At 64.6% G+C, this 26,392-nt stretch carries 24 protein-coding genes; 7 read left to right on the top strand and 17 right to left on the bottom strand.

Going from position 1 to position 26,392, the window contains the following annotated elements; genetic code table 11:
- Positions 1-10 precede the first annotated feature (10 nt).
- The 6 genes from rsmA to lptF all read right to left on the bottom strand — a co-directional run bounded on the left by rsmA (position 11) and on the right by lptF (position 7,675).
- The gene (gene rsmA, locus ACVW1C_RS02870; protein ID WP_456757088.1) at positions 11-865 is read right to left on the bottom strand and encodes a 16S rRNA (adenine(1518)-N(6)/adenine(1519)-N(6))-dimethyltransferase RsmA; all 855 of its coding nucleotides are present in this window, start codon (positions 863-865) and stop codon (positions 11-13) included.
- Entirely contained in the window at positions 866-1,867 is a 1,002-nt protein-coding gene (pdxA, locus tag ACVW1C_RS02865; RefSeq protein ID WP_456757087.1) for a 4-hydroxythreonine-4-phosphate dehydrogenase PdxA, read from the bottom strand. It abuts the gene before it with no gap.
- Positions 1,868-1,884: 17 nt separating this feature from the next.
- Entirely contained in the window at positions 1,885-2,832 is a 948-nt protein-coding gene (locus ACVW1C_RS02860) for a SurA N-terminal domain-containing protein (RefSeq protein WP_456757086.1), read from the bottom strand.
- A gap of 87 nt (positions 2,833-2,919) precedes the next feature.
- Positions 2,920-5,337 (bottom strand): LPS-assembly protein LptD, encoded by a 2,418-nt coding sequence (locus ACVW1C_RS02855; protein ID WP_456757085.1) that lies wholly within the window; start codon positions 5,335-5,337, stop codon positions 2,920-2,922.
- Positions 5,338-5,414: 77 nt separating this feature from the next.
- Complete coding sequence (lptG, locus tag ACVW1C_RS02850) at positions 5,415-6,512, bottom strand: LPS export ABC transporter permease LptG (RefSeq protein WP_456757084.1); 1,098 nt, start codon at positions 6,510-6,512, stop codon at positions 5,415-5,417.
- Complete coding sequence (lptF, locus tag ACVW1C_RS02845) at positions 6,509-7,675, bottom strand: LPS export ABC transporter permease LptF (RefSeq protein WP_456757083.1); 1,167 nt, start codon at positions 7,673-7,675, stop codon at positions 6,509-6,511. The genes lptG and lptF overlap by 4 nt, the downstream gene beginning before the upstream one ends.
- Positions 7,676-8,035: 360 nt before the next feature.
- Here lptF and ACVW1C_RS02840 point away from each other — a divergent pair, with 360 nt between their 5' ends.
- The 3 genes from ACVW1C_RS02840 (at position 8,036) to ACVW1C_RS02830 (ending at position 10,664) form a co-directional block, all read left to right on the top strand.
- On the top strand, positions 8,036-9,538 hold the full coding sequence (locus ACVW1C_RS02840) for a leucyl aminopeptidase (RefSeq protein WP_456757082.1): 1,503 nt from the start codon (positions 8,036-8,038) through the stop codon (positions 9,536-9,538).
- An 18-nt stretch (positions 9,539-9,556) separates the two neighbouring features.
- A complete protein-coding gene (locus ACVW1C_RS02835; protein ID WP_456757081.1) occupies positions 9,557-10,009 on the top strand; it encodes a DNA polymerase III subunit chi in 453 nt (150 codons plus the stop codon).
- Between the two features lie 103 nt (positions 10,010-10,112).
- On the top strand, positions 10,113-10,664 hold the full coding sequence (locus ACVW1C_RS02830; RefSeq protein WP_456757080.1) for a hypothetical protein: 552 nt from the start codon (positions 10,113-10,115) through the stop codon (positions 10,662-10,664).
- A gap of 232 nt (positions 10,665-10,896) precedes the next feature.
- Here ACVW1C_RS02830 and ACVW1C_RS02825 read toward each other — a convergent pair whose 3' ends face one another.
- The 3 genes from ACVW1C_RS02825 to ACVW1C_RS02815 all read right to left on the bottom strand — a co-directional run bounded on the left by ACVW1C_RS02825 (position 10,897) and on the right by ACVW1C_RS02815 (position 13,511).
- Positions 10,897-12,759 (bottom strand): ABC-F family ATP-binding cassette domain-containing protein, encoded by a 1,863-nt coding sequence (locus tag ACVW1C_RS02825; RefSeq protein WP_456757079.1) that lies wholly within the window; start codon positions 12,757-12,759, stop codon positions 10,897-10,899.
- Positions 12,760-12,847: 88 nt separating this feature from the next.
- Entirely contained in the window at positions 12,848-13,018 is a 171-nt protein-coding gene (locus ACVW1C_RS02820) for a hypothetical protein (RefSeq protein ID WP_456757078.1), read from the bottom strand.
- Between the two features lie 223 nt (positions 13,019-13,241).
- Positions 13,242-13,511 carry a sulfur globule protein precursor gene (locus ACVW1C_RS02815; protein ID WP_173643210.1) on the bottom strand — a complete coding sequence of 90 codons (270 nt, stop codon included), beginning with the start codon at positions 13,509-13,511 and terminating at the stop codon, positions 13,242-13,244.
- A 349-nt stretch (positions 13,512-13,860) separates the two neighbouring features.
- Between ACVW1C_RS02815 and ndk the strand changes: the two genes are divergently transcribed.
- Both ndk and ACVW1C_RS02805 read left to right on the top strand, forming a co-directional pair.
- Entirely contained in the window at positions 13,861-14,283 is a 423-nt protein-coding gene (ndk, locus tag ACVW1C_RS02810) for a nucleoside-diphosphate kinase (RefSeq protein ID WP_106322756.1), read from the top strand.
- A gap of 110 nt (positions 14,284-14,393) precedes the next feature.
- Positions 14,394-15,233, top strand: a complete 840-nt coding sequence (locus ACVW1C_RS02805; RefSeq protein WP_456757077.1) for a TerC family protein — start codon at positions 14,394-14,396, stop codon at positions 15,231-15,233.
- 82 nt (positions 15,234-15,315) lie between these two features.
- On the opposite strand, the gene ppx is transcribed toward ACVW1C_RS02805, so the two are convergent.
- The 4 genes from ppx to ACVW1C_RS02785 all read right to left on the bottom strand — a co-directional run bounded on the left by ppx (position 15,316) and on the right by ACVW1C_RS02785 (position 20,483).
- Positions 15,316-16,818 carry an exopolyphosphatase gene (gene ppx, locus ACVW1C_RS02800; protein WP_456757076.1) on the bottom strand — a complete coding sequence of 501 codons (1,503 nt, stop codon included), beginning with the start codon at positions 16,816-16,818 and terminating at the stop codon, positions 15,316-15,318.
- 12 nt (positions 16,819-16,830) lie between these two features.
- Entirely contained in the window at positions 16,831-19,035 is a 2,205-nt protein-coding gene (locus tag ACVW1C_RS02795) for an RNA degradosome polyphosphate kinase (protein ID WP_456757075.1), read from the bottom strand.
- 132 nt (positions 19,036-19,167) lie between these two features.
- Positions 19,168-19,845: a chromosomal replication initiator DnaA gene (locus ACVW1C_RS02790; RefSeq protein ID WP_456757074.1), complete on the bottom strand. Its 678-nt coding sequence runs from the start codon at positions 19,843-19,845 to the stop codon at positions 19,168-19,170.
- Between the two features lie 95 nt (positions 19,846-19,940).
- On the bottom strand, positions 19,941-20,483 hold the full coding sequence (locus tag ACVW1C_RS02785; RefSeq protein WP_092113493.1) for a CDP-alcohol phosphatidyltransferase family protein: 543 nt from the start codon (positions 20,481-20,483) through the stop codon (positions 19,941-19,943).
- A 159-nt stretch (positions 20,484-20,642) separates the two neighbouring features.
- Between ACVW1C_RS02785 and purM the strand changes: the two genes are divergently transcribed.
- Both purM and purN read left to right on the top strand, forming a co-directional pair.
- Entirely contained in the window at positions 20,643-21,722 is a 1,080-nt protein-coding gene (gene purM, locus ACVW1C_RS02780) for a phosphoribosylformylglycinamidine cyclo-ligase (protein WP_456757073.1), read from the top strand.
- Complete coding sequence (gene purN / locus ACVW1C_RS02775) at positions 21,719-22,369, top strand: phosphoribosylglycinamide formyltransferase (protein ID WP_456757072.1); 651 nt, start codon at positions 21,719-21,721, stop codon at positions 22,367-22,369. The genes purM and purN overlap by 4 nt, the downstream gene beginning before the upstream one ends.
- An 89-nt stretch (positions 22,370-22,458) precedes the next feature.
- On the opposite strand, the gene ACVW1C_RS02770 is transcribed toward purN, so the two are convergent.
- From ACVW1C_RS02770 to ACVW1C_RS02755, 4 genes are all read right to left on the bottom strand, one after another.
- Positions 22,459-22,662 carry a cold-shock protein gene (locus tag ACVW1C_RS02770; RefSeq protein ID WP_021079877.1) on the bottom strand — a complete coding sequence of 68 codons (204 nt, stop codon included), beginning with the start codon at positions 22,660-22,662 and terminating at the stop codon, positions 22,459-22,461.
- Positions 22,663-22,993: 331 nt separating this feature from the next.
- Entirely contained in the window at positions 22,994-24,142 is a 1,149-nt protein-coding gene (gene rnd / locus ACVW1C_RS02765; protein ID WP_456757071.1) for a ribonuclease D, read from the bottom strand.
- Positions 24,143-24,826: 684 nt separating this feature from the next.
- Entirely contained in the window at positions 24,827-25,012 is a 186-nt protein-coding gene (locus ACVW1C_RS02760; RefSeq protein WP_456757070.1) for a hypothetical protein, read from the bottom strand.
- A 160-nt stretch (positions 25,013-25,172) separates the two neighbouring features.
- Positions 25,173-26,327 (bottom strand): acyltransferase family protein, encoded by a 1,155-nt coding sequence (locus ACVW1C_RS02755; RefSeq protein ID WP_456757069.1) that lies wholly within the window; start codon positions 26,325-26,327, stop codon positions 25,173-25,175.
- Positions 26,328-26,392 lie beyond the last annotated feature (65 nt).

Here is a 26,392-nt window from a genome sequence, read left to right as displayed (position 1 = left end):
TCCTGATGTTCTATTTTGTGGACCGTATATCGGCCAATTCCCTGGCCATGGCAACAAAGCCCGTGACCGGAATGGTTTCGGCGCGCCGCGTCGCGTCGATCTCGGCTGCGGCAGCGAGCCGCGCCGGATCGACCGACAGCGACTTCAGGCTCTGGCGCAGCATCTTGCGTCGCTGGCCGAAGGCGGCGGCCGCGACCTGCTCGAGCATGCGGCGGTCGCACGGCTCCGGCGCGGCGCGCGGGATCAATCGTACCACCGAGGATGTCACCTTCGGCTGCGGCACGAAGGCTGCGGGCGAAATGTCGAACAGGATCTTGGTCTCGGCGCGCCAATTGGCGAGCACCGCAAGCCTGCCATAGGCCTCCTCGTCCTCATGGGCGACGATGCGCTCGGCGACCTCGCGCTGAAACATCAGCACCATGGTGTCGTACCAGGGCGGCCACGGCTCGATCGACAGCCAGTCGACCAGGAGCTGGGTCGCGATGTTGTAGGGCAGGTTGGCGACGATCTTGGCCTTGCCGCCATCGAGCAAGGGGCGTGGATCAAAGTGCTGCGCGTCGCCATGCACGATCTCGATGCGGCCGGGATAGCGCTTGACGATGTAGTCGAGTGCATCGATCGCGCGCTCGTCGCGCTCGATGGCGATGACGCGCTTGGCGCCCATCGCAAGCAGTGCGCGCGTCAGTCCGCCGGGGCCGGGCCCGACCTCGATCACGGTCGAGTCTTCCAGCGGGCCCGCGGCACGGGCAATGCGTGCGGTGAGATTGAGATCGAGCAGGAAATTCTGGCCGAGCGATTTGCGCGCCGACAGCGAATGCTCGCGAATGATGTCGCGCAGCGGCGGCAGATCGTCGATCGCGCTCACTTAGCTTGATGCCGCGGCCATGCGCGCGGCGAGCCGGAGCGCGGCGATCAGGCTCGAGGGATTGGCCTTGCCGGAGCCTGCGATATCGAACGCGGTGCCGTGATCGGGCGACGTCCGGATGAAGGGCAGGCCCAGCGTGACGTTGACGGCGTCCTCGAACGCGACGGTCTTGATCGGGATCAGCGCCTGGTCGTGATACATGCAGAGCGCGCAGTCATAGGTCTTGCGCGCGGCTGCGTGGAACATGGTGTCGGCCGGCAGCGGGCCACGGGCGGCAATGCCGTCGCGGCGCAGGATCTCGACCGCGGGCGCGACGATCTCGATGTCTTCCATGCCGAGCGTGCCGTCTTCGCCGGCATGCGGGTTGAGGCCGGCGACCGCAAGCCGCGGCGAGGCGAGGCCAAACCGCGCCTTCATGTCGGCGACCACGATCCGCGCGGTGGACACGATCAGGTCGGTCGACAATTGCGCCAGCGCCTCGCGAACCGACACATGGATCGTCACCGGGACGACGGCGAGCGCCGGCGACCACAGCATCATCACCGGCTGCGGCGCGGGCCCGCCGCGCGCGGCAAGTTCGGCGAGGAATTCGGTGTGGCCGGGATGGCGGAAACCGGCGCGGTACAACACGTTCTTGGCGATCGGATTGGTGACGACGGCGGCAGCCTTGCCCGACGCCACATCGGCGACGGCCTGACGGATCGACGCCAGCGCGGCATCGGCGCTCGTTCCGTCGGGCTTGCCCGGCCGCGCCGTCGCCGCCTTGCCGGTCGCAACGACGGGCAGGGCCCATGCAAATGCCGCGGAGGCCTCCTCGGCGCTGACCTCGGCAAACTCGACGGTGAGCCCGAGCGTCTTGGCGCGCTCGGCCAGGGCCGCGCGGTCACCGAGCAGATAGAACGGCGGAAGATCGAGTTCGCGGCGGCACAGCCACGCGGCGAGCGTGATGTCGGGGCCGATGCCCGCGGGCTCGCCGGATGTCAGTGCGAGAGGTTGAGCCATGCGTCAACGATAGTCGATCATCGCCCGCCTGGATATTCGATCATCGCGGCTTTCCGGACTTCCTGCAGGTAGGCCTTCGACTTCGCCTCGTACTTCTGCACGTACATCTTGTCCCGCATCTCACGCTTCTTCGGCGTGTCCACGGTGGTTGCCTTCCGGCCGCAGAGGGCAACCATTTCGATGCCCTGCTTGGTGACTTCGGGAGGGGTGAGGTGGCCGACCGGGGTCTTGTCCAGGAGGTCGCGCAGCGCCTGCGGCAGGTCGGCCGACGTCTTCACGACGATCTCGCGGATCGCGGCGTTGCGCATCGACTTGAAGAAGGTGTTGGCTTCCTCGCAGGAGGTCACGCGCTCGCGCAGGGTGTCCGCTTCCTTGCGGCGGTTCTCGAATTCGGATTGCGGAGAGCCGCGGGGCACGATCAGAACGACCGGCTGCATCCGGTATTCGAACGCTTCGGCGTCGGGAGCATCACCGGTCTCCTTGACCGCGGTGGCGACGTCCTTTTCGCCGACCTGCAGGCTTTCCTTGAAGCGGCCGCGGACCAGGCTGGTCCAGACCATGTCGGCCCTGATGCGTTGCTTGAGCGTCTCGGGGCGGATGCCCTTGCTCTCGAGGACCTTGGTCAGCTGGTCGTTGGACAGCCGCATCCGTTGCGCCATGCCGCCATAGGACTGTTCAATATCGTTGGCGGAGGGATCGACGCCGAATTTCTTGGCTTCCTTGATCTTCAGCTTCTCATCGATCAGCTCTTCGAGGATCGCCTTTCGATCGGGATTCTTGCCGCCGGTCAGGCCGTTCAGCTTGGCGCGCTGCTCGACGTCGAAATTAGTGATGGGTTCGCCATTGACCATCACGGCGATGGTCTGGGCATGCAGTCGCGCACCGCCTCCGAACAGGAGGAAAAGAGCTAGCAGGGAACTCAACACGAGCGAATGGCAGCGGGTTGGCAGGCTAGCGGTCGTCATTGTGGTCATGTCAGCCGTTTAAACCAGTTCAAGCCGGGGCCACCGGCCCGCGGGCAATACAAGCCCCCAATTCAAGCCCCTCGCTCGCTACTGCATGCCAGCCGAACTGCTGGTCGTGGAGGTCTGGGCGATCGTCCGCAGCCCGATCTGGAACATGAACGCATGGCTGAGGACGGGCGGCTGCGAGCCAGCCTGATAGGTATAGGACGTGATGTAGTTGGCAGCCAGCACGAAGCAGTCGTCCACGTAGCCGGCGCCGACGGCATACTGATTGATCTTGTTCGCTTCAAGGTCCCAGCGCGCCGCACCCTGAACCACCCAGTTCGACGCTACCTTGACCGATCCGCTGGTGAGGATGCCCTCGCGGCGCGTCAGGTAGCCGAGTTCCGGCTGCGCTGCATAATCGCCGTAGGTCACGGCGACCGACCAGCGGTCGAAATTCGCGCTCGCCGTGGCCTCGAACCGGTTGATGTTCCAGGTCGCTTCATCCATCCGCGAGCGGACGCTGAAGGTGTAGGTACGGTTGGGCGAATAGGCGAGGCTCGCGACATAGTCCGAGCGCGGGTTCTGCAGTCCGGAGTCGAGGCCGGTGTTGGTGACGTCGGCGACCGCGAACGAGTTCAGCCCGAACATCTGGTAGGACTGTCCGAACATCCCCTTGATGCTGCCGCCGCGGTCGAATTGCGTGGTGGCCTGCACGCCGACATTGGCGCGGCTGCCGCCCTCGACGCGGTCGTAGCCGGAGAACTTGTCGACCGCGAACAGGTTGCTGGTATCGAACACCAGGCTCTGCGCGTCCTCGTTCGGAAGCTTGCCGGCATCGGGTTCGTTGGGCCGGATGATGACCTGCGCGATCGGTTCGATGGTGGTCGTGCCCCACGGCTGCACATTGATGAAGGGATAGCGGTATTCGAAGCCGACGGTCGGCATCAAGCGGACCGTCTGGGTGTCGCCGATCGGCAGGAAGTTGGAAACGCCCGGCTGGTTCGAGATGTCGGCGTTGATCGCATCGGCGCGGACGCTGGCGAACGGCGTCCAGATCTGGCCGAGCGGGTCGGTGTAGGACTTGCGCCATTGCGCCTCGGCCGTCAGCCTTGTGTAGGTGCCCGGCATGCCGCGCAGCAGGCACTGCGAGGGGGTTCGCGCCATTGGGTCCGCGGACGTGGTCAAGCACAGTCCGTTGGTGTTGGCGGTCGTCGTGATCGGATCGAACACCGCCGTTTCGCGGGTCAGGTTGACGAAGTTCGTCCTGTAGCTCAACTCGCCGCCCAGGATGTTGTTGTTGATCACGTTGTTGTAGTCGATGACGGGCGCCACCACCGGGACCTGGTTCTGGTTGCCCGAGTAGCTGAGATAGTAGATCGCGCGCGCGTCGAAGAAGCTGCGGTTGCCGACGCCGGTCAGATAGAGCTGCGAGATCGCTTCCGTCGGCAGCGACAGGAACGAACCGAACGGGTCCTTGTACTGGGCGAGCCGGTAGTCGGACATGAAGAAGTAGTCGGACAGCACGACGCCGTCCCAGCCCCAGACCCATTTGTCGTTCAGCGCGAACTGGCCCTTGGTGTCGACGCCCCAGCGGAATTGGCGGTCGCCAGGCTGGCCCTTGAAGGCGTCCTGATCGAGCTGGTCGATGCCGTAAAGCCTGATCTGATAAGAGCCGTCCACGAAGCGCTGGCGGAATTCGGTCTGCAGCAGCACGCCCTGCTTCGTGGTGATGCGCGGACTGAAGGTCGCGTCCATGTCAGGCGCGATCGCCCAATAATATGGGATTTCGACGCCGTAGCCGAACGCGGTGTAGGTGGTGAAGCCCGGCATCAGGAAGCCGCTCTTGCGCTTCACGGTCGGATCGGGCGTCGAGAAGTAGGGCAGATACGCCATCGGAACGCCGAAGAATTCGAGCTGGGCGTTCTCGAAATAGAGCATCTTCTCGGTCTGGTTATGGATGATGCGCGCGCCCTTGACCTGCCAGAGCGGCGGCTTCTTCGGATCATCCTTACAGGGTGCGCAGGCGGTATAAACGCCGTTGTCGAACACCGTGTAATTGCCGCTGGACCGGTCGGCGCGGGTCGCCGCCATGCGGGTCTGGTCTTCGGTGTCGACGCGCAGCGAATCGACGAACCCGTCGCGGTAGTCGTCGCTGAGATCCAGGATGTTGGCGTAGGTGATCTTGCCTTCCGCATCGGTCATGCGGATGTTGCCTTCGGCATGAAGACGCTTGGTCTTCTGGTCGTAGATGACCTTGTCGGCCTCGACGCTGGTGCCGTTGTAGAACATCTGGACGTTGCCGACGGCCGAGATGCGGCTGTTGTTGTAGTCGTAATCGACCTCGGTGGCCTGAACGAGCATCTGCCCGTCATTCTTGGCCGGCGGGCGAACAGGCTTCGGCGGACGCGGATTGTAGGTGAAGGCCTGCGCGGAAGCCGGCGTCGACGCGACGACGTCGAGCGCGCTGACCGCGACGAACGCGGCAAGCAGAGCAGAAATCGAAACGCCAAACGCGGCCATGCGGCTCCGTTGACGACGCAGGGCACTGCGCCGCCCGGATACAGGCGACCTCAACTGGCGGGCGGCGACGGTAGCCACTACCCGTCCTCCTGGTACAGCAAGGCTAAGAAACCGGTGAGGCTACCCACAACGACAGGCAACCACGCCGCAGCGATGGGATGCATCAACTCAGCCTTGCTCAAATCTTCAGTTACTTTCGACAGGACGTAGAGCAGAAAGCCTGCGCCCACGCCACTCAAAACCATCTTCTGCACGCCGCCCATCCGGAAGAAGCGGAGGCTCACAGAAGCCGCCAACATCACCATCGCAGCCAGCAAAAACGGCTGCGCTATAAGCTTGTGATACTGCAAGCGATAGCCAGCCGTCGCGAACCCTGAGCTCTCCGACGAACGGATGTAGTTCGGCAGTTGCCAAAAGGACACAGTTTCAGGGGTAGAGAAACTGTTGCGCACCTGTGCTGGTGTGAGGGTGGTGGTCAGGTAGAAGGTGTCCTGATCCACCGGAGCCTTGTCGAGGGTGTATCGGCGTACTCCCGTGAACGCCCAGCGGCCTTCTTCGAGCGTCGCTTCGCGGGCCTCGATTCGTTCCTTGAACTGCAGCGCCGTATCGAATCGGAACACCGTGAGGCCGGTCAGCCGGATGCCCTGCTGCTCGCTGCGGGCCGCATTGATGATCGCCTGACCTTCGTCGTTGATCTGATTGAGCCAGAAACCGGACGCGTCCTGGATGCCGCCGCCCGGCGCCGAGCCGAACAGCTCGGCCTCCATCCGTTTGGAGAGCTCGCGCAGATTGGCCGACACCGGATTGTAGGCGGTGGTCGCGAAGATGCCGAGCACGATCGCGCTGACCAGCGCCGGAGAGATGAATTGCCAGGCCGAGACGCCGGCAGCGCGTGCCACGACGAGCTCCAGCCGCCGCGACAGCGCGAGATAGCAGGTCATCGCGCCGATCAGCACGCAGAACGGCATCAGCTTCTCGAGCAGCTGCGGCACGCGAAACAGCGAGGTTTCCGCGACCATGATCGCGGAGGCCCCGACCAGGCTCGAGGTCTTGCGTACCATCTCGATGTAGTCGACCAGCACGAGCAGCACGAAGATGCCCGCGAACACGCCCACCGCCGCGACGACGAAGCGGCCGGCAAAATAACGCCCGAGCGTGTTTGTGACCATGCTCATGCGGTGGCGGGCCTCCGGAAGAGGCGCGCAATGCGTTCGTTGTTCCTGTTGATCGTTTCCATCAATGCCGCCGGCGGTTCGACGACCACGCCGCAGACGATCATCCAGATCCCGACCCCGATGCCGGCGAACAGCATCAGATATTGCACCAGGGCCGCCAGCGGAGTCTTCACCGCCATGACGGAGCAGGCGAACCCGACCATGCGCAGGCCGAACACCGCGAATACCGAGCCGCCGATCGAGAAATTGCGGCTCTGTCGCGTGGTGCGCGGCGCGCCGAGGAAGGCAAAGGTGAGGGCCGCGAACGCAAACGGATAGATCGGCGCCATGAAGCGATCATGCAGCTCCGCGAAGAACTGGCCCGACAGCTGCTGATAGGTCTGGTCGTTCTCGTCCGGCCACATCAGTTCCCAGAGGTAGCGCTCGCGAATTCCGAGCGTGACGTCGCGGCCCTGCGAGAATTTCGACATGTCGAAGGCGTAGCGCTGAAACACCACCAGCGTCGGATCGCGCTTGCCGACCTCGAATCGCTCGAGATTGCCGTCCTCCAGCACGAGATATGAGCCGCTCTCGTTCTTCAGCACGGTGCCGTGGTCGGCGACGATGGTGACGCGCTGCTGCGGATCGCGGCGATCGTCGACGAAAACGCCGCCGAGCACGCCGCCGGGCAGGCGCTCGCGGATCCGAATCGTCAGGTTCTGATCGAGCTGGGCGAAGCGGCCGGGCTGCAGGATGTTGGTCAGCACGTCGGCGGTGATCTCGGCATCCCACTGCTTGATTCGGCGCATGCCGTCGGGCGCGAGATAGGCGCCGATGAAGGCGACCAGTGCCGCCACCACGCAGGTGGCGAAGAAGAACGGCCGGAACAGCCGGAACGGCGAGAAGCCCGCCGCATTCATCACGATGATCTCGGAATCGGTCGCCAGCTTGTTCAGCGTGTGCGAGATCGCGATCATCAGCGCGATCGGGGCGATGATCAGGACCAGGGCAGGAATCACGAGGCTGGTGATGCCGAGGAAGGTGAGGATGGTCTGACCCTGGCTGGTCATCAGGTCGATGCCGCGCAACGCCTGGGTAATCCAGATCACGCCGGTAAGGCTGACCAGGACAAGCGCAAACGACGCCAGCGTCGTTTTGAAGATGTACTTGTCGATCGACCCCATCGCTACCGCACGGCCCCCTTGGCGCAACCAAACGCACGGCTTTCGACCAATCCCGTCAACCCGGGTTCCCCTATGGTCGAGCCGCGGACTCGTCCGGCTCACTCTCTGTTGACAATCTCACTACCATCCCTTTGATCCGTCAACAAAATGGCCGGGCCAAGGCGCGCTTAATTTATGGTTAATTAATCGCTTTTGTGGCCTTCCGGCCACTCCGGCGCTTGGCAGCGGCGCGGCCGACAGGTCATAGTGTGCCACAAGCCCGGTCCGGGTCGCTCCGGACCGCCATCGCAATGCTCACCCCGCGTGCCGGAAGGGCCGCCTCAGGCCCGAACAACACCCTGAGTTCTGGAGGATTTTCCTATGTCCGACGCCGTCAAGGTCGGCTTCGTCCCGTTCTCCGCGTCCGCCCGCGGCATTCTGGTCGCCTTTTGCGACGAGCAATTGAAGCTGGGAGCCGCCACCCGGAAGGCGCTGGGAGCTGCCGCCGAGACCGTCAAGCGGGCCGCAGCCGCCAACCAGTTCAAGGGCAAGAGCGGGGTGGCGCTGGACATCCTGGCGCCGGAAGGAATCAGGGTCGACCGGCTGATCGTGATCGGCACCGGCAAGGTAGCCGACCTCAAGGAGAAGGATCTGCTCAAATTCGGCGGCGTGGTGGCCGGCAAGCTCAACGCCGGCAGCGGCGCGATGACCGTCCTCGCGGAGCTGCCGGATGCTGCAATGACAGCCGTCCAGGCGGCGACGATCGCGACCGGTATCCGGCTGCGCGCCTACAAGTTCGACCGCTACAAGACCAAGAAGAAGGACGGCGAGGACGGCACCGTACGTGCCGACGTCTCGATCGCGGTCGACGACGTCGCTTCTGCCAGGAAGGCGTTTGCGCCCGAATCGTCCATCGTCGACGGCGTGAACCTGGCGCGTGAGCTCGTCAACGAGCCGCCGAACGTGCTGTACCCCGAAGAGTTCGCGCGCCGCGCCAGCCAGCTGCGCAAGCTCGGCGTCACCGTCGAGGTTCTCGACGTCAAGGCGATGACCAAGCTCGGCATGGGCGCGCTGCTCGGCGTCGGGCAGGGCTCGGTACGGCCCAGCCGCACCGTGATCATGCGCTGGAACGGCGGCAAGAAGAGCGAAGCGCCGGTCGCATTCGTCGGCAAGGGCGTCTGCTTCGACACCGGCGGTATCTCCATCAAGTCGGCCGGCGGCATGGAGGATATGAAGGGTGACATGGGCGGTGCGGCCTGCGTGGTCGGGCTGATGCACGCGCTCGCGGCGCGCAAGGCCCGTGTCAACGCGGTCGGCGCCATCGGCCTCGTCGAGAACATGCCCGACGGCAATGCGCAGCGCCCGGGCGACATCGTTACCTCGATGTCCGGCCAGACCATCGAAATCATCAACACCGACGCCGAGGGGCGCCTCGTGCTCGCCGACGTGCTCTGGTACGTCGCCAAGAAGTGCAAGCCGAAATTCATGGTCGATCTCGCAACGCTCACCGGCGCGATCATGGTTGCGCTCGGCACCGAGTACGCCGGCCTGTTCTCCAACAATGACGAACTCGCCGAGCGCCTCGCCAAGGTAGGCCTTCAGACCGGCGAGAAGGTCTGGCGCATGCCGCTCGGTCCGGAATACGACAAGCAGATCGACTCGCAATTCGCCGACATGAAGAACACCGGCGGCCGCAACGGCGGCTCGATCACGGCCGCGCAATTCCTGCAGCGCTTCGTCGACGGCACGCCCTGGGCCCATCTCGACATCGCCGGCACCGCGATGGGCGCGCCGAAGACCGAGATCAATCAGAGCTGGGGTTCAGGTTACGGTGTCCGGCTGCTCGAGCGGCTCGTCTCCGAGTATTATGAAGCCAAGAAATAATAGAGTGTCGGCCGGCGCATGACCGAGGTTCTGTTCTACCATCTGCAGAACATGACGCTGGAAAGCGTGCTGCCGCCGCTGCTCGAGAAGTCGCTCGAGCGCGGCTGGCGGGTGGTCGTGCAATCGACATCGCAGGAGCGCGCCGAGACGCTCGACGCGCATCTGTGGACCTACAGCGACGATTCGTTCCTGCCGCATGCGAGCTCGCGCGTTGCTGACGCACAGGACCAGCCGATCATCCTGTCGATCGAGGAGGGCAATCCGAATCGGGCCAATGTCCGGTTCCTGGTCGACAACGCGGCGCTCCCGGCCGACTGCGACAGCTACGAGCGCCTGGTCCTCGTGTTCAACGGCGACGACCCCGACGCGGTGGCTTCGGCGCGGGAGAGCTGGGCCGCGTGTAAGGCACGCGGCTTCGAGGTCACCTATTGGCAGGCCGACGAGCGGGGACGCTGGCAGCGGCGCCAATAGCGATATCGATGAATTAATGATAACTCGACGTTTCCTCGGGCGGGTCACGGTCATGCCGCAAAGTGATGTTCGGACAAGCCCTTAGGTAGAGGGGTTAGGAGCCTTGTCGATCGTGCGTGATGGAACATTCAGTCGGAAGTCGCTGCTGGCGTTGCTGGTCCTTGCGCCGGGCCTTGCCGGCTGCTCGAGCGCGTCCGACATCTTTTCGCGTGACGCGGATTGGTTCTCGCGCCCTGGACGGGTGTTCATCCGTAACATCTCGATCGAATCGCCGCCGCTGACGCCGGACAAACCGGTGACCAACGACGATCTCGTCAGCGCCGACGGAAGCTGTCCCGGCATGGCGCCGCGAGCGGGTGCCACTGATGCGAACGCGCAGGCTGGCGGTGCGCCACCGCCGCAGCCGACCGGCGGCAGTGTCGCACTCGGCCACACTGAATGCGACGTCGTGCGCGGCATCGGCGCCCCCGACAGCGTCAACCTGTCCAGCGGGCCGGGCGGCGAGCGCGTCGCGGTCGTGACCTGGTCGCGCGGCGCGCGCGCCGGTATCTATACGTTCTCCTCAGGGCGCCTGACGTCGGTCGAGCGCGGCCCCGATCCCGCGCCGGAGCCGAAGGCCGCAAAGCCGAAGAAGAAAAAGACCGCCCACGGCTAGGGCATTTTCGCCGGCAGCGGCAGCTCGATGCCTGCACGCGCGGGCATGACACCGGGAAGAATGAGAGTCAGGCTCCCGCCACACGTCGTCCCTGCGACCTATATCCACAGATGGTTATTGTTGCGCGATCGTCGAACGACGAGTCCCCTCGACCACATCCGCCGCGGAGTATGGGTCCCTGCTTTCGCAGGGACGACACCGTATATATGTGGCTCCGCCCTGCGGATCAAATCTAGTTCGCGGCTTCGTCGAGCTCGGCGCTGGCTTCCAGCCATTCTTCCTCGGCGCGTTGCAGTGCGCTCTCGGCGCCGGCGCGCGCCTTGGTCAGCTGTGCGGCCTGCTTGGGATCGCGCGTGAAAATATCGGGCAGCGCGAGCGCGGTGTCGATCTTGGCGATGATGCCGTTGATGCGCTCGATCTCGCTCTCCGCCTGCGCGACCCGCTGCCTCGGTGAAGCGCGCTTCTCATTGCGAGCACGCTCCGGCTTTGCCGGCTCCTTGACGCGCTCGCGCGACACGCTCCGTCCGTCATTGGCCGACAGGATCATGCGTCGATATTCGTCGAGATCGCCGTCATATGCCGTCACGGTCTGGTTGGCCACGACCCACAGACGATCGGCGCAGGCCTCGATCAGATAACGATCATGCGAGACCATCATGATGGCGCCGGGGAATTCGTTGATCGCCTCCGCCAGCGCCGCGCGGCTGTCGATGTCGAGATGGTTGGTCGGCTCGTCCAGGATGATCATGTTGGGGGCGTAGAACGTCGCAAGCCCAAGCAGCAGCCGCGCCTTCTCGCCGCCCGACAGGCTCTTCACCAGCGTGTCGCCGGTCTTGCCGGAGAAGCCGATCGCGCCGACGCGGCCGCGCACCTTGCTCTCCGGCGCCTCGGGCATCAGCTTGCGGATGTGATCATAGGGCGAGCCGTCGAGGTTGAGTTCGTCGACCTGGTGCTGGGCGAAATAGCCGACCGACAGTTTGTCCGCCCGCGTGATCCTGCCCGCGAACGGTGCGAGCTTGCCTGCCAGCAGCTTGACCAGCGTCGACTTGCCATTGCCGTTGGCCCCGAGCAGCGCGATGCGGTCGTCGGTATCGATGCGCAGCGTCACGCGATTGAGCACCGGCTTGCCTGGCTCGTAGCCGACCGAGACGTCATCGACCGCGATGATCGGCGGCGACAGCAGCTTCTCCGGTACCGGAAAGGAGATCTCGCGAACGTCCTGGGTCACGAGCGCGGTGATCGGCTTCATCCGCTCCAGCATCTTGACGCGTGACTGCGCCTGCCGCGCCTTGGACGCCTTGGCCTTGAAGCGGTCGACGAAGTCCTGCAGGCGCTTGCGCTCATCGGCCTGCCGCTTGGCGTGCTTGGCGTCGAGCAGTTCGCGCGCCGCGCGTTGTTCCTCGAATGAGGAGTAGGTGCCCTTGTAGAGCGTGAGCTTGCCGCGATCGAGGTGCAGGATCTGATCGACCGAGGTGTCCAGCAGATCGCGGTCGTGGCTGATCACGATCACCGTGCGCGGATAATTGGCGAGGTGGTTCTCGAGCCACAACGTGCCCTCGAGATCGAGATAGTTGGTCGGCTCGTCCAGCAGCAAGAGATCGGGCGCGGAGAACAGCGTCGCCGCCAGCGCCACGCGCATGCGCCAGCCGCCGGAGAATTCCGCGCACGGCCGCGCCTGGTCTGATGTCGAGAAGCCGAGGCCGGAGAGGATCGCCGCGGCGCGGGCCGGGGCGGAGTGGGCGTCGATATCGACCAGCCGGGTCTGGATCTCGGCGATCCCATGCGGGTCGTGCGCAGTCTCGGCCTCGCGCAGCAGCGCGTCGCGCTCGAGGTCGGCCTTCAGCACGACGTTGATCAGGCTTTCGGGCCCGTCGGGTGCTTCCTGCGCAAGGCTGCCGATCCGCCAGCGCGGCGGAAGCGTGATGCTGCCGCTCTCGGTCGGGAGCTCGCCCCGGATGGCATGAAACAGCGTCGACTTGCCGACACCGTTACGGCCGACAAATCCGACGCGTGCGCCGGGCACGATTTGCACGGAACTGTGATCAATCAACAGCCGCCCGGCGATCCGGACTGAAATGTCAGTGATGGAGAGCATGCAGCGTTGTCACCGGAGCCGCTGCCAAACGCAACCCGTCTGTCCGTAAAATCTCTCCTGAATTGGGCCGCTGGTGAACCCATAATATCTAATGGCGCTCGTTGTCCCGGCGTTGCATTTCGTCGAGGAGCTGCTGCAGGCGGGACGAAAGTGCGGGTTCTGGGCGTATGCTTTGCTGGAGCCGCTCACCGACGGCATCGCAGATGTAACGGCAAGTCTTGCGATCAATCTGATCGGGATCGTTCTCGGTCTGGGTCATTGTCATGGCTCTTGGTATGTCTCTTGGCGAGTTCCACCTCGCGTATTTCGTCAATCCTTGCCATGACAAGTCGCGACCCCCGAATTTGGTTTCCCCTCCGCCTTGCTCTCGCCTTGAGGTAGTGAGGCGCATCCTGCGGCCGGGTTCCCTGCCGGCATAAAAAAGCCCCGGCGCAAGGCCGGGGCGAACGCAAGTCAGGGGAGCAGTCGACAGAACAGATGGATCAATAGCAGCGGTTGACCAGGCGCCAGCGCGGACCCCACGGGGTCGGCACGACGCGGCGCACGTAGCAACCGCCACCGTAGCCGTATCCATAGCCGCCGTAGTAGGCCGGCCCTCCGACGATGACGCGCGGGCCGCCCCACCAGCCGTGGTGCCATCCACCGTGCCAGCCGCCATGCCAACCACCCCAGGCTGAGGCGGAGGTCGGGGCGAGTGCGGCGGCGCCGAGCGAAATTGCGGCAACGGCAGCGAGCGATAATTTGCGTAACATGATCGTCTCCTCGAGGTATGGGCGCGCATGACGCGCCCGCGGTGACATCGTTTCCCGAGACGTCCTGTGAGGCTTGCGGATGGGGGCCAGCAAGGCGTCCGATCGGTGCAGAGCCTAGGCGGCTGCAGCTGAACGGCAGCGGCACGGCGCTGTCAGAATGGGTTCACCTAAGTGAAATCGCGGTAAGTTGGCCGAGCCTGTCTCTGTCCGGAGACCGCCCGGACGACGGTTTTTGTCGTGAAAATCCATCAAAACTAAAGGCTAACGCGTCACAGGGTCGCTTGCCGTTACCCCATCGCGCCGATATAAGCCCCGGCAACTCCCAGCCACCGTTTACAAGGACGAAATCATGGCGATTGAACGCACCTTTTCGATCATCAAGCCCGATGCCACCGAGCGCAACCTGACCGGCGCGGTCAATGCGGTGATCGAGAAGGCCGGCCTGCGGATCGTGGCGCAGAAGCGCATCCGCATGACCCGCGGCCAGGCCGAGACCTTCTATGCCGTCCACAAGGCGCGCCCGTTCTTCGGCGAACTGGTCGACTTCATGACCTCCGGCCCGGTAGTGGTCCAGGTGCTGGAAGGCGAGGGCGCCATCCTGAAATATCGCGACGTGATGGGCGCGACCGATCCGTCGAAAGCCGCCGAAGGCACCATCCGCAAGCTCTATGCGAAGTCGATCGGCGAGAATTCGGTGCACGGTTCGGATGCGCCAGAGACTGCGGTGATCGAGATCGCGCAGTTCTTCGCCGGCAACGAGATCGTCGGCTAACGCCGAACAACAGAAAGTGACGCGGTCTCCTGGGGAGACCGCGTCGACACGGACTGGGAGCGGCGGACCACCGCCGCCAGGGGCGGCCGCAAGGCCGAATAGGACTCGCTGTGGACTGGCTGTGGCAGATCTTTGATCCGGCGTACATCGGCGCGTTCTTCACCGAGTTCAAGAACGAGATGGCGACCCCGATCTTCTGGGTCGCCGTCGGCAAGATCATCTGGATCAACGTCCTGCTGTCGGGCGACAACGCGCTCGTGATCGCGCTGGCCTGCCGCGGGCTCGCGCCGCGCCAGCGCCTGTGGGGCATGATTCTCGGCGCCGCCGCGGCGGTGCTGCTGCGTGTCATCTTCACCGGCATCGTCGCCAGCCTGATGGAGCTTCCATATTTGAAGCTGGTCGGCGGACTGGCGCTGATCGTGATCGCCGCCAAGCTCCTGGTGCCGGAGCAGGAGGACGAGGACAACGTGCACGCGGCCTCGCATCTGTGGGCCGCGGTTCAGATCGTCGTCGTCGCCGACATCGTGATGAGCCTCGACAATGTGATCGCGGTCGCCGCTGCCGCCAATGGCAGCGTGCCGCTGCTGGTGCTCGGACTTGCGATCAGCGTTCCCCTGATCGTTGCCGGCGCGGCGCTGATCATGGCGCTGCTCTCCAAGCTGCCGATCCTGGTCTGGGCCGGCGCCGCGCTGCTCGGCTGGATCGCGGGCGACGTCATCGCGACCGATCCGGCCGTGCATCCCAAGCTGGAAGCGCTGTTCGCCGGACCGCTCGGTGCCAGGCTCGATTCCTGGCTGACCTCGGTCCGGATGTCGCCGCAATTCGCCCATGGCGGCAATGGCGGCGAAATCACGCTCGCCGTGCTTGGCATCGTCGTGGTGCTGGTCATCGGATCGATCTGGCGCCGTCACGCGCTCCGGAAAGCCAAGCACGCTGCCAAGGCGGCGTGAGGTCCCGCAGCGTTTTCGAGCGAAGTGGCGCCGGTTCGCGTGAAGAAAACGCGTCAAGCGAGAGAGCCGGTCATTGTCGGTTCTAGCGCCGCACGATCGAGCCGGCGCGGCCGAGCAGTCGCGCCAATTGCTTGAAGCGGCTGCCGACGCGATCGGCCACCAGATCCACCATCCGGTGCTCGAACACCAGCATCAGCTTGCGGCCCTGGGTGCGGAAATGCGTCGCCGGCAGCACGCCCGTGCGCGCCGCCGTGATCAGATGCGCGACGCGGAACGCGGCACCGAGCACGCGCGCGCTCTCGTCCATCGCAGGTGTCACCAGCGCGCGGATCTGCGGCGGTGGTTCGTTTTCCTCGCTGAGGCCGGCGTAGCGATAGAACACCGAGAGCGCGACGAAGGCGCGCCCTTGATGCGTGATCGAGCCGAAATTGCCGTTCATGATCAGGCTGAGGGTTTCCTCGCCGCGATGATCGGGATGCACGCGCCAGCCGATGTCGGAGAGCAGGCAGGCGACATGACGCAGCCTGCGGTCTTCCTCGGTCTCGCGCAGCCTGACGACGCGCACCAGCCGGTCGGTCCAGGCAGTCAGCTCCTGGGCGTGGCGGGCCGAGCGCGACAGCAATTCGTTGAGGTTTTGGGCGGCGCAGAGCAAGCCGTCCTTGGCGCGCTCGGCCTGCGGCAGCATCTCGTAGAGCAGGCCCTCGCGCACGCCGAAGGTCGAGAATACGATGGTCTTCGGCTGGGCGACACGGATGATGTATTCGAGCACGAGCGCGGCATAGGCCAATAGCGGCCGCCGCGCATCCGCGACGGATTCGATATTGGCCAGCATGTTGGTGGCCGCCAGCCGCCGCAGCCGCTGCGCGAAGTCGAGCGCGTCCGCCGCCGGAATCGAATAGCCGTGCATCACCTTGAGCGGGTAGCCGCTCTGGATGATGTGGATGCGCGCCAGCGCGCGCCAGGTGCCGCCGACCGCGTAGAAGGTACGGCCGCGGCCGGTCTTGAGCTGGGCGACGCCGAGCAGTTCGTTCTTGACGATGCGTTCGGCGCGCTTGAGCGATTTGTTCGAAAGGTCCTGCAGCGCGAGGCTGCCGAGCGGCAGCGTCACGCCGCTGCGCACGCGGTTACCCTTGACGTCGATCAGTTCGAGCGAGCCGCCGCCGAGGTCGCCGACGATGCCGTTCGGATTGTGCACGCCCGAGACGACGCCGAGCGCCGACAGCTTCGCTTCACGCGGTCCGGTGAGGATCTCGATCTTGGCGCCGCAGATGCGCTCGGCCTTGGCGATGAAGTCCGGGCCGTTCTTGGCGTCGCGGCAGGCCGCGGTCGCGATCGCGTAGACGCGGCCGACCTGCTGGATCCGGCACAGCGCCCGAAAGCGCCGCAGCGCGGTGAGCGCCTTGTTGACCGCATCAGTTGCGAGCAGGCCGGTGCTCTGCACCTCGCGTCCGAGCCCGCACAGCGCCTTCTCGTTGAAGATGGTGATGAGGCTGCGCGCCATCGCCTCGTAAACCACGAGACGAACCGAGTTCGAGCCGATATCGATCACAGCGACGCTGGAAGCGCGCTTCCGCGGCCGCTTCACCGTAGGGCCCCCTTAAGACGATGGCTGCTGACGCTCGTTACGACGCGTGAGACGGCGCGGTGAAGATTCCTTGAGAGACTTACCACGGCCGGACAGACTCGGATTTGTCATGAAATAGTCATGTAGATTGAACGGCTCTTCGCCTTTCGCGGCCTTCATACGCGTTGAGGACCCATCCGGCAACAATTGCCAGCTCTGCTCGGTATCCTTCAGGTTCGCGACCATGATCTGTTCGAGAACCTGCTGATGCACCGTCGGATTTTGCAGCGGACAGAGAACCTCGACGCGGCGGTCGAGGTTCCGCGGCATCATGTCGGCGGACGAGATATACACAGCAGCTTTTGCGCTCGGCAGGCCCTGGCCCATGCCGAAGCAATAGATCCGGCCGTGTTCCAGGAATCGGCCGATCACCGATTTGACGCGGATGTTCTCCGACAATCCGGGCAGCCCCGGCCGCAGGCAGCAGATGCCGCGCACCACGAGCTCGATCGAGACGCCGGCCTGCGAGGCGTCGTACAGCGCGTCGATGATGTCAGGATCGACCAGCGCGTTCATCTTCATCCAGATCGCGCCGGGCCGGCCATGCTTGACGTGGGCGATCTCGCCGTGGATGTGCTCGATGATCCGCTTGCGCAATGTCAGCGGCGACACCGCCATCTTCTCGATGTCGCTCGGCTCGGCATAGCCGGTGATGTAGTTGAACACCCGCGCGACGTCGCGGCCGATGATCGGGTCCGACGTGAAGTAGGAGACGTCGGTGTAGATGCGGGCGGTGACCGGATGATAGTTGCCGGTGCCGGTGTGCACATAGGTGGTGAGGTTGCCGCCCTCGCGGCGCACCACCATCGACAGCTTGGCGTGGGTCTTCAGCTCGATGAAGCCGTAGACGACCTGCACGCCGGCGCGTTCGAGGTCGCGCGCCCAGCGGATATTGGCCTCCTCGTCGAAGCGCGCCTTCAATTCGATCAGCGCGGTCACCGACTTGCCGGCTTCGGCGGCATCCGCCAGCGCGCGCACGATCGGCGAGTTGTTCGAGGTGCGATAGAGCGTCTGCTTGATCGCGACCACGTCGGGATCGCGCGCCGCCTGCTGCAGGAACTGGACGACGACGTCGAAGGATTCGTAGGGGTGATGAACCACGAGGTCCTTCTGGCGGATGGCGGCGAAGATATCGCCGCCATGGTCGCGCACTCGTTCGGGATGGCGCGGCACGTAGGGCGGGAATTCGAGGTCGGGGCGATTGAGGCGGGTGAGCTGCGACAGCTCGTTCATCGCGAGCACGCCGTCGACCAGGATCACTTCATCATCCGTGGCCGACAATGCCTGCTGCACGAAGACGCGCAGCTCTTCGGGCATTGTGGCCTCGATCTCGAGCCGGATCACCGACCCGCGCCGGCGGCGCTTGAGCGCGGTCTCGAACAGGCGAACGAGGTCTTCGGCCTCTTCCTCGATTTCGAGTTCGGAGTCCCTGATGATGCGGAACGCGCCCTGGCCCTTGACGGTGTAGCCGGGGAACAGGCGGCCGATGAACAGACCGGTGGCCTGCTCGAGCGTGATCAGCCGCGCCGGCGCGCCTTCCTTGGTCGAGGGAATGCGGATGAAGCGGTCGATCTTGCCGGGCATGCGGATCAGCGCGTTCATCGCCTTGCCGTCGGAGACCCGCGACAATTGGAGCGCGACCGTGAAGCCGAGGTTCGGGATGAACGGGAACGGATGCGCCGGGTCGATCGCAAGCGGCGTCAGCAGCGGGAAGATATTGTGGAGGAAGTGATCCTCGATCCAGGTGCGTTCGGATTTGGTGACGTCGCGCCCGTCGACCAGCTGGATGCCGACCTTGGACAGGAGCTCGCGCAGGTCGCTCCAGATAGCCTGCTGGTCGGAGGCGAGCTGCGACACGGTCTTGTTGATCATCACGAGCTGCTCGGCCGGCAGCAGGCCGTCCGGGCTACGCTCGGCAATGCCCTCGCGGACCTGGGCCTTGATGCCGGCGACGCGGACCATGAAGAACTCGTCGAGGTTATTCGCTGAAATCGACAGGAAGCGGACCCGCTCCAGCAGGGGATGGCCGAGATTGACCGATTCCTCGAGCACCCGGCGGTTGAAGTGCAGCCAGGACAGCTCCCGGTTGATGAATCGCTCGGGGCTGGTCGCGACCGCGGGGACGGGCGGGAGCTCCGCCTCTTTCTCTTTGATTTCAGGTGCTTGTGCCGAGTCCATCAAGTGCTGGTCCAATTCCGGGCAGGGGGCTGGGGCGGTCTAGCCGAGGGCCGCGCAGACCATGTGATATTGCGATGACGTTTCGATGACATTGATGTTCCGCCGGCCCGCGCCGTCAAGCCGCGGGGACGGTCAAGCATCGCGCAACAGCTCGGCCGCCAGCGCCCGGGTCACCGGCCGGCCGAGCCGGAGCGCCTCGGTGTCGAGCAACTCGACCGCTTGGCGGACGGCTGTATAGGACCGCTCGATCCGGTTGGTCAGGTAGCTGACGAGCGGCTCGTCCACGCTCATCTGGCGATCGGCGCAGAACTTGACGATCAGGCCGCGGAACAGCTGGTCGTCGGGTGGCAGCAGCGTCACCGTCGGCACCGCGCGAAGCCGGGAGCGCAGATCGCGCAGCTCGATCTCGAACGCCGAGGGCGGCACGCGCGCCGTGATCAGGACGAAGGCATCGTCCTGGCGTGCGAGATTCATCAGATGGAACATCGCGCGCTCGTCGAAATCCGCCGGCCGGAGGTCCTCGACCACCAGCGCGCCTGTCGCGAGCGCCATTGGCACCGTGTCGGCGGTCAGGGCATGCGCCGCGGTCGAGCGCGCGCCGGCGATCTCGGCCCAGATCGCGGCGAGGTGGCTCTTGCCGGAGCCTTCGGACCCCACTAGCAGCATGATTCGATTCGGCCAGTCGGGCCAGCCGTCGATCAGCGCCAGCGCCGCCTCGTTGGCGGGCCCCTCAAGGAAATCGTCGCGGGTCAGCTTCTCCTCGTGCGGCAAGGCCAAAGCCAATTGACGAGGTTGAACGCTACCGGCCACGCAAATCTCCAAACCACGTTATTTTAGCATGATCCCTGCGCAAACGCTTCGCGCTTGTCGCGGGAAAGCCGGTTTCCACTTGTCCGGATCGTGCGCTACCGAGCCTCGATCGTGCTCATGTGCCGCACCCACTCCACGAGATAGAGGGACACCGAACCCAAAGTAAAGATCGTGACCAGACCCATCAGGATCAGGTCGTAGGGGTGCGGCTGAAACCCGAAGCCGAGCGAAGCCAGCACCAGGGCCGCGAATGCGACCTGTGCCACCGTGTTCAGCTTCGACACCATCAACGGCTTCATCTCGACCGGCTTGTCGAACAACCATGACACAATCACGGCGGAGACGATCATGATGTCGCGCGACACCACGAGAATCACGATCCAGCGCGGCACCGCGCCCCAGATTCCCAGCGCGACATAGATCGACACCAGCAGCGCCTTGTCGGCGAGCGGGTCGAGCAGGGCGCCGAGCTCACTCGCCATGTTGAAGCGCTTGGCAAGGAAACCGTCGACCGCGTCCGAGACGCCGGCGATCACGAAGATCGCAAACGCGATCTCCATCTGGCTCGAGACGATGGCCCAGACGATCACCGGCACCAGGATGATGCGGCCGAGGGTGATGATATTCGGAATGCTCAACTCGAATCGCTTCCCGGCTAGAAGCCTGATTTTACTCGATATCCGGCTCTTTTGCGCGGCGGCCGGGTGTTATCTACATAGTATCGCGGCCGCATCGCCGCGAGCCATTGCGCGGGGGCGGAATTCCTCGTAACCAGCCCCTATCATCTGGAATTGGGCATGACCGAGCGCAAAAACGGGCTCACTTACGCGGATTCGGGTGTCGATATCGACGCCGGCAATCGTCTGGTCGATCTGATCAAGCCGATGGTGCGGGCCACCGCACGGCCCGGCGCGGACGCCGAGATCGGCGGATTCGGCGGGCTGTTCGACCTCAAGGCCGCCGGCTTCAAGGATCCGGTCCTGGTGGCCGCGACCGATGGCGTCGGCACGAAGCTGAAGATCGCGATCGAGACCGGCCTCCACAGCGGCATCGGCATCGATTTGGTCGCAATGTCGGTCAACGACCTCGTCGTGCAGGGCGCGGAACCGCTGTTCTTCCTCGACTATTTCGCCTGCGGCAAGCTCCACCCGGAGGCCACGGCGCAGATCGTCGCTGGCATCGCCGAGGGCTGCCGCGAATCCGGCTGCGCGCTGATCGGCGGCGAGACCGCCGAGATGCCCGGCCTCTACAAGGATGGCGATTACGACCTCGGCGGCTTTGCGGTCGGTGCGGCCGAGCGCGGCACCCTGCTGCCGACGGGCGATATCGCGGCGGGCGACGCGGTGATCGGCCTGGCGTCCTCCGGCGTGCACTCCAACGGCTATTCGCTGGTGCGCAAGATCGTCGAGCAATCCGGCGTTGGCTATGACGCGCCGGCGCCGTTCGCGCCGGTCATGACGCTCGGCGCGGCGCTGCTGACGCCGACCAGGCTCTACGTGAAATCCTGCCTGCGTGCGATCCGCGAGACCGGCGCGGTGAAGGGGCTCGCCCACATCACCGGCGGCGGCTTCACCGACAACATTCCGCGCGTACTGCCGAAGCATCTCGGCGTCGGCATCGATCTGGCGCGGCTGCCGGTACTGCCGGTGTTCAAATGGCTGGCAGAGCAGGGCGGCATCGCCGAGCTCGAGCTGCTGCGCACCTTCAACTGCGGCATCGGCATGATCGCGATCATCAAGCGTGAGGCGGTCGATGCGGTGACCGAAGCCTTCACCGCCGGCGGCGAGACCGTGACGCTGCTCGGTGAAGTGATCGAGGCCAAGGGGGTGCATGAGCATCGGGTGGTCTATCACGGTCATCTCGATCTTTCGCGATGAAGCGCCGCACAGCCATCCTGATTTCCGGCCGCGGCTCCAACATGGCCGCGCTGATCGAGGCTGCGAAGGCTGCGGATTTTCCGGCTGAGATCGTCGCCGTGATCTCCAACCGCGCCAACGCTCCCGGGCTCGAGAAGGCGGCCGCGAGTGGTATTCCGACCGTCGTCATCGAGAGCAAGCCGTTCGGCAAGGACCGCGCCGGCTTCGAGGCGGCGCTGCAGCGGGCGCTCGACGACAAGCAGGTCGAGCTGATCTGCCTCGGCGGCTTCATGCGGCTGTTCACCGCCGAGTTCGTCCGGCACTGGTACGGGCGGATGCTCAACATCCATCCGTCGCTGCTGCCCTGCTTTCCCGGCCTCGATCCGCACGGCCAGGCCTTGCGTGCAGGGGTCAAGCTGTCCGGCGCGACGGTGCATTTCGTGATCCCGGAGACCGACGCGGGACCGATCGTGATGCAGGGTGCGGTCACTGTGGCTGACGACGACACGCCGGAGACGCTCGCCGCACGCGTGATCACCGTCGAGCATCGCATCTATCCGGAGGCGCTGCGGCTTCTGGCGAGCGGCCGGCTCAAACTCGAAGGCGATGTCTGCAGGACGCAAGGCAGCGCGGCAACCGACAGCACGCTGATCGCGCCGGCGCCTTAGCGCGCAATTGCACGAGAGATCACCGAGCACAATCCCCCGGGTGATGCGGCCGGGGGAGGCGTCCGGATGAATTCCGCTAGCAGCGGCGTTCAGTGAACCTTGAGGTTCTCTGCCGACGCCTTGCCGCGGTTCTCCACCAGTTCGTACTCGACGGTCTGGTTCTCGTTCAATGTGCTGAGACCTGCGCGTTCGACCGCCGAGATGTGGACGAACACGTCCTTGTCGCCGACGGCGGGCTTGATGAACCCGTAGCCTTTGGTCGGGTTGAACCATTTGACGGTACCCTTCGGCATCGTCTCTCTCCCAGTCTAGACATAAAAAAGACGCGGCCACGTTTTCCACGTGCCACGCCACAAGCGGGCTTTCCGCTGTCTGTTCAATTCCCGGGTCTCTATATCCAAGGTCTTCAAGTCCGAAGTTTCGCCTCTCGAAGCCTTGGCTATCAACGTCGTGAAACGCACAGTCGAACGGCCGCAATCCGATTGTGAAGGGATTGCAACACGAAATCCGCGCCTTAGCAAGCGCGCTGGTTTTGCGTGACGCAACCTCAGCCTGTGCCGGTCGAACTCGGGCGCCGGGCGTTCGGCTACTGGCCGACGGTCGAAGGCGCCGGAACCTCGTTTGCTAACCCCGATCCACCCGCACGACGCGGCCCTTGTCGATCGCAAGCGCGAGCTGGCCGTGCTTGAGCTTGAGTGCGGCTTCGCCGAACAGTTCGCGCCGCCAGCCGTGCAAGGCGCCGACTTCGGCCGCATCGCTGGCCGCGATCTGTTCGAGGTCGTCGACGGTGGCGATCACCTTGCTGGCGACGCCGTGGCGCTCCGAGGTCATGCGCAGCAGCACCTTCAACAGCTCGACGGTCGCCGCACCGTTGGAATTGTTTCTCGGCTTTTCCAGCTTGGGGAGCGTGGCCTGGTCGCGCGCGAGCCCGCGCTGCACCGCGGCGATGATGTCGGCGCCCCATTTCGAGCGCTCGAAACCCTTCGGCAGCGAACGCAGATTGCCGAGCTTCTCCAGCGAGGTCGGCGCATGGGTGGCGATGTCGCCGACCGCGTCGTCCTTGAGCACGCGCGAGCGCGGCACGTCGCGGCTCTGCGCCTCCTGCTCGCGCCAGGCCGCGACCTCGATCAGTACCGCGAGTTCGCGCGGCTTGCGCACGCGGGTCTTGAGCCGCTCCCAGGCGCGCTCGGGATGGAAGTCGTAGGTCTTCGGCGAGGTCAGGATCTCCATTTCCTCGCTGACCCAGTCGCTGCGGTCGCGCTTCTTCAAGTCGGCGTCGAGCGCCGCGAACACCTCGCGCAGATGGGTGACGTCCGAGACGGCGTAATGCAGTTGCTCCTCGGTCAGCGGGCGGCGCGACCAGTCGGTGAAGCGATGGGTCTTGTCCGGGCGGTGGCCGGTGACGCGATCGACCAACTGGTCATAGGCGATGCTGTCGCCATAGCCGAGCACCATGGCCGCGACCTGGGTATCGAAGATCGGATGCGGGATCGTGCCGGAGAGGTGCCAGACGATTTCGATGTCCTGCCGCGCGGCATGAAACACCTTCAGCACGGCCTCGTTCGACATCAGATCAAAGAACGGCTTGAGGTCGATGCCGGGCGCCAGCGTGTCGACCACGACGGCTTCATCCGCGCTGGCCATCTGCACGACGCAGAGCAGGGGATAGTAGGTCGTCTCCCGCAGGAACTCGGTGTCGACGGTGATGACCTTGTGTTTGGCGAGCCGGTCGCAGGCGGCGGCGAGGTCGGGGGTCGTGCTAATCAGATCCATGAACAGTCCATGACGGCTTGACACCACGCGTTCTGCCGAAAGGGCAGCTATGTCAAGGGTCTTGCAGGGATTTTGGCCTTGCACGGGGTGAGGGACAGGGCGTTTTTGAACTGATCCGGCGCGATTCGGGGGTGTTTTCGGCCCAGTCGTGCCGGGATTTCGTCCGTCATCCTGGCGAACCCCATCTTCGATGTCGTCGCCCGGCTTGACCGGGCGATCCAGGGCGGTTTCAACCGGTCGTCGCAGCACGCGTTGCATCTTGCGAGAAGACACCTGCCGCTAAGGCGTCAGACCACACGACTTCACCGTCCGCTTCGCGTGCTCTCGTCAGTCGCACACTTGGCGTCCACCGCATCTCGACCCACGTTCGTGATGACCGCGAAGCGCCCCTCGATCGGGTGGGATGGCGGATTTATACACTGCGTTGCATTGTGATCGCGGCGCCGCTCGGGCCCGTTACCAGCGAGCGATGGGGAAGCCGTCGTTCGACAAACGGCATGATTTACACATTTTGGGAACGTAGCTAGGCTGACGGGATGATCCAGGTAGTCTCACGGGATGATCCAGGTAGTCTCACCTCCTCCGGCTCAGAAGGGCGGACCTGTCCAATCGAGCTACCTTCACCCTTATGCTTGCTTTCGATGCCGCAAGAGCTTCAAACGCGCGAGCCGCACCGAAGCCGTACTACCGTGCCCTGAGTGCGGCGGCCCAAGCATCGGCCTGGCACGCAAATTTAGGCCGCCAAAGCGTTCCGACGAAAAGCAATGGAACAAGGTCGAAGCGCTCGTCCGACATGGCTTCCTGTTTTGGAGCCTCGGCGAGCCGTATCCGGAAACGCTGCAGGAGGTCGCCGCCTTCGCGCAGCGACACGCCGATTTCATCGCCCGGGAGCGCGCGAGAAGACCGGAAGCTTACAGCCAGATTGAGACAGCCCTATCGCTGACAGGATGATGGGCGCCGACTGCTCTGCAATTCATAGCCTAGCACCGACTGGATGTGCGCGATGTCGGCGCTTGTTCTGTCGGGCGCATCAGTGATTGGCGATCCCCCCGGCCTCGACCGGCGTCGCGATGTGGCCTGGATTGATCAGCGCTTCGCCCGTGCGAATGCGCGACGGCCATCCATGCCGTGAGGCCAGCAATGTGAGCTTGTCCCTGACGAGGTAATGCGCGGGACTTTCGAGGAAGCGCCAGACGAACCATGCCAGCAGCACCATGCCCGATGCAACAAGCACGGTCGAAAGCGCGTCCGGGGTCGGCGTGATCAGGAGCAGAAGCACGTAACCGAGTTGCAGGTGCAGCAGATAGAGCGGATAGGTGATGCCGCCCACAGCCCTGACGACGCTGTCCGGCAGCGGCACGGACTTGATGCGGGTGGCAGCGAACACGATGCCGAGCGAGACGATGCAGATCAACGTGACGACACGGGGATCGAAGTCGCCGTGGGTGTGGACGCCGAGCCGCTCCAGCTTGTGCACGGCCTGGAACGTCGCGGTGCCCATCGACAGCGTCAGCAGGCTGTAGAGCCTGCTGTCGCGCCGTCCGCGGTAGTGTTCATAGATCAGGAGCCCGACGGCGAAGAAGCCGCTGTCGTCGGCCATGAACAGCTTCTCGAACAGCGGAACGTCCAGCGTCAGCTCGTTGGCGAAGGTGATGGCGATCCACGCCACGATGATGGTGTCGATCTTCCGCGGGAAAATACCCCAGGCCAGAAACAGCGCGACCCAGACGTAGAACACGACCTCGATCACCAGCGACCAGTAGGCATCGTCCATGTAGGGCTGACCGAGCATCGGCGCCGCGATGAACAGGTTTGACAGCCATTGCCCCCACGTCACGTGGAAATACGCCTGGCCCAGCAGCAGCGTGGTGAGGAAGGTCAGCGTCATGCAGATGACGAAGGTCGGATAGATCCGGCTGAAGCGGGCGATCGCGAAACCGACCGGCGTGCGGCCTTCGGCCGAATAGGCAATGACGAAGCCAGAGATCGCGAAGAACACGGGGACGCCGAGGAAGCCGTACTGGGCGACCGGGGCGAGGTACGGCATCGCCACCTTCTGCGCGCCGTGCGATGCGGTGCCCCAGAAGCCGTAATGGTACAGGATCACGGCTCCGACCGCGGCGAGCCGCAGCAGGTCCAGCACGGGAACCCGGGTCGGATCCGGTTGTTTGGGTACGCTCGGCATACGCGCCCAATCATGGCGGCGAGGCATGAAGGCGTTCTTAACCCGGCCGGCCGAACGCCTGGGCG

Source organism: Bradyrhizobium sp. USDA 4011, assembly GCF_054063415.1.
The sequence above is the reverse complement of the archived record's forward strand: the minus strand, read 5'-3'. Positions and strand labels throughout refer to the sequence as shown.